This window comes from Bowmanella yangjiangensis, assembly GCF_017255015.1.
GTDB lineage: Bacteria > Pseudomonadota > Gammaproteobacteria > Enterobacterales > Alteromonadaceae > Bowmanella > Bowmanella yangjiangensis.
Window position 1 is genome coordinate 1 of the sequence record NZ_JAFKCS010000093.1, and the last position, 2,871, is coordinate 2,871.

3 protein-coding genes are annotated in these 2,871 nt (G+C 63.9%); 2 read left to right on the plus strand and 1 reads right to left on the minus strand.

Translation table 11 applies throughout. The annotated features are described in order from the left end of the window. Positions 1-110 precede the first annotated feature (110 nt). Complete coding sequence (locus J0A65_RS21965; protein ID WP_150609055.1) at positions 111-1,025, minus strand: LysR family transcriptional regulator; 915 nt, start codon at positions 1,023-1,025, stop codon at positions 111-113. Positions 1,026-1,233: 208 nt separating this feature from the next. Here J0A65_RS21965 and J0A65_RS21970 point away from each other — a divergent pair, with 208 nt between their 5' ends. Both J0A65_RS21970 and J0A65_RS21975 read left to right on the plus strand, forming a co-directional pair. Next, positions 1,234-2,595 carry an MFS transporter gene (locus J0A65_RS21970; protein ID WP_206596456.1) on the plus strand — a complete coding sequence of 454 codons (1,362 nt, stop codon included), beginning with the start codon at positions 1,234-1,236 and terminating at the stop codon, positions 2,593-2,595. An 82-nt stretch (positions 2,596-2,677) separates the two neighbouring features. Then, on the plus strand, positions 2,678-2,871 hold a 194-nt coding region (locus tag J0A65_RS21975), incomplete at its 3' end, for a homogentisate 1,2-dioxygenase (RefSeq protein ID WP_206596457.1).

The window sequence follows — 2,871 nt, forward strand, 5'->3', positions numbered from 1 at the left end:
TACTTGCCGGAGCGGCGCCTGCTCGACGGTCAGTGGCACATGCCGGCTATCGAGCGCCTGTGAGGACCGACACGCCGGTAGCGTCGCATCGCATGGGCACGATGGCCTCGTTACTGCGCCATGGAACCCCATTTCTGTTGCGCGACGTAGGCCAGCAGGTAGTCGAAAAAAGCCTGGGCGGCGGGTGAGATCACACGATCCTTGCGCACCAGCAGGTGGAACTTGCGGCGTACCGTGGGCTCGCTCAGGGTCCGGGTCTGCAGCTGGTAGAGGCTGAGCAGGGAGCGTGCATAGGGCAGGCATACCGTTACACCCAGGCCGGCGCTGGCCATGCTCAGCGCCGTGGTCATGAAGGAGACTTCCTTCGTCGGCGCGTAGTTGAGCTGGTCCGACGCCGCGTGCAGTTCCCGGCGGAGGATCTGCGTGTACTCGCCTTCCAGAGAGATGAGCGGGTGGCCCAGAAACTCCGCCCAGGTCAGGTGCTCATGCCGGGTCAGCGGATGCTGTTGTGGCAGCACCGCGACGAAGGGCATGTCGAACAGCAGGTGCGCCGCGATGTCCCGGTTTTCCGTGCGCTCCGGGCCGATCCCAAAATCCACTTCACCACCCTGTACCCTCGGCAGCACGTCCTCGACCAGGCTGTCGGACAGGCGCACGTCGACCCCTGGGTACAGCTGCGAGAACGAGCTGACCACATCGGTGAGCAGCGTGCAGGCCATCAGTTGAGGCGCCGCGACGCGCACGGTACCCGACTTGAGTTCCTTGATATCCGTGATGGCCCGAAGTGCTTCGTCGAGGTCCTGAAGGATGCGTGCGGTCAGCGGCAGGAACTCTTTGCCGACGCTGGACAGCTCTACCTTGCGCGTCGTGCGGTTGACGATCTGCACCCCCAGCGCCTGCTCGAGCTCCTTGATCAGGCCACTGAGCGTGGGTTGGGTGATGTGCAGGGCCGTGGCGGCTTCGGTGAAGCTCCCGAGCTTGGCCAGCGTGACGAAGGCGCGCAACTGGCGCAAGGTGACATTCATCGCTTGTCCCGATAAGTGGATCGAAAAATACAATTTGTCCGATAAGTGCATCGATTATCCAATGTACACGTATCTCGGTTAAGCGGAGACAAGTCATGTTCAATGATCCAACGCCGGGCAATGCAGGGCGCACCTGCCCTGAACGCCGTGACACTGGCGGTCCATCGCCGTTCCTCGAGCAAGCGTCATCTGCACAAGGACCTCGCGTATGAGCGCCGTGCAGACCATCGATATTCCTTCGGTCATCGACAGCAACAGGCTCAGCCGCAGCCAGCTCTTGATCCTGATCATGGTGGGGCTCACCGTGGTCATGGATGGCTTCGACGTGCAGTCGATGGGCTACGTGGCCCCGGCCATCATTGCCGACTGGGGCGTGAGCAAGGCCGAGCTGGGGCCGGTGTTCGGCGCAGGGCTCTTCGGCATGCTGGTGGGTTCGCTCACGCTGAGCGTGCTGGCCGACAAGATCGGCCGCCGCCCCGTACTCATCTGGGCCACGGTGTTCTTCTCGCTGTGCATGCTGGTGACGGCTCACGTGACGAGCATTGGCCAGTTGCAGGTGATCCGCTTCGTCACCGGCCTTGGCCTCGGCGCCATCATGCCGAACGCACTGGCGCTGGTGGGCGAATTCAGCCCCCGGAACAAGCGCGTCACCCTGATGATGCTGGTGTCCTGCGGTTACACCATCGGCGCTGTGCTGGGAGGCCTGGTGTCGGCGTGGATGATTCCCCTTTGGGGTTGGCAGTCGGTGTTTTATCTCGGCGGCATCTTCCCGCTGCTGATCGCGGCGCTGATGTACGTGTTCGTGCCCGAGTCCATGCAGTTTCTGGTGGTCAAGGGCCGACGCCTGGATGAAGTGGGCAGGACGCTGCGCAGGATCGACCCCTCGCTGAAAGTGGATGGCAGTACCCGCTATGCCCTGGCGGAGACCGCGCAGGGTAGCGCCCCGGTCGTGGAGCTGTTTCGCGAGGGACGCGGCGTGGCGACTGTCCTGCTGTGGGTGGTGAACTTCATGAACCTGCTGAACCTGTACTTCCTCTCGAGCTGGTTGCCGACCATCGCCACCAGTGCCGGCCTGTCCACCTCGACGGCCGTCATGGTGGGCACCACGCTGCAGGTCGGGGGTGTGCTCGGCACCTTGCTGATGGGGCCGGTGATCGACCGCATCGGCTTTTTCAAGGTACTGGTGCCGTGCTTCGCCCTTGCCGCACTCAGCATCGCGCTCATCGGGCAGCCGGGCATCGGCTTGCCCCTGCTGTTCCTCGTGGTGACGGTGACCGGTTTCTGCATCATCGGCGGCCAGCCGGCGGTCAACGCCCTGGCCGCGACCTACTACCCGACCGCGCTGCGTTCCACCGGCCTGGGCTGGAGCCTGGGCATCGGGCGCTGGGGCTCCATCGCCGGTCCCGTGCTCGGCGGCCTGCTGATCCAGTTCGAGTGGAGCAACAGCGAGATTTTCCTGGCGATGGCCGTCCCCACGGTGATCGCCGCGCTGATGCTGTTCCTGTTCGCCCATACGGGAGGTACGGCGTCTGCACCTGCAGCACGGGTCGACGGCGACATCGTGCACTGATGGCCGGAGCCTGCCTCTGCTCCACGTTCCTGACGGCCGCCTGGCGGGGCAGGTCGTCATCTCGCATTGAAGGAGTGAAATCATGACCGTCAAACCTGATTCCGTAACCCGTGACGACCTGTGCTACCTGCACGGCTTCGGCAACGAGTTCAGCAGCGAGGCGCTGGCAGGTGCACTGCCAAGCGAACAGAACTCGCCGCAGCAGTGCCCCTATGGGCTGTACGCCGAGCAGTTCTCGGGGACGGCATTCACGGCGCAGCGCCATCTCAACAGGCG

Coding starts and splice junctions, on each gene's coding strand:
- J0A65_RS21965 (WP_150609055.1), bottom strand. CDS start 1,025: ATGAATGTCACCTTGCGCCAGTTGCGCGCCTTCGTCACGCTGGCCAAG.
- J0A65_RS21970 (WP_206596456.1), top strand. CDS start 1,234: ATGAGCGCCGTGCAGACCATCGATATTCCTTCGGTCATCGACAGCAAC.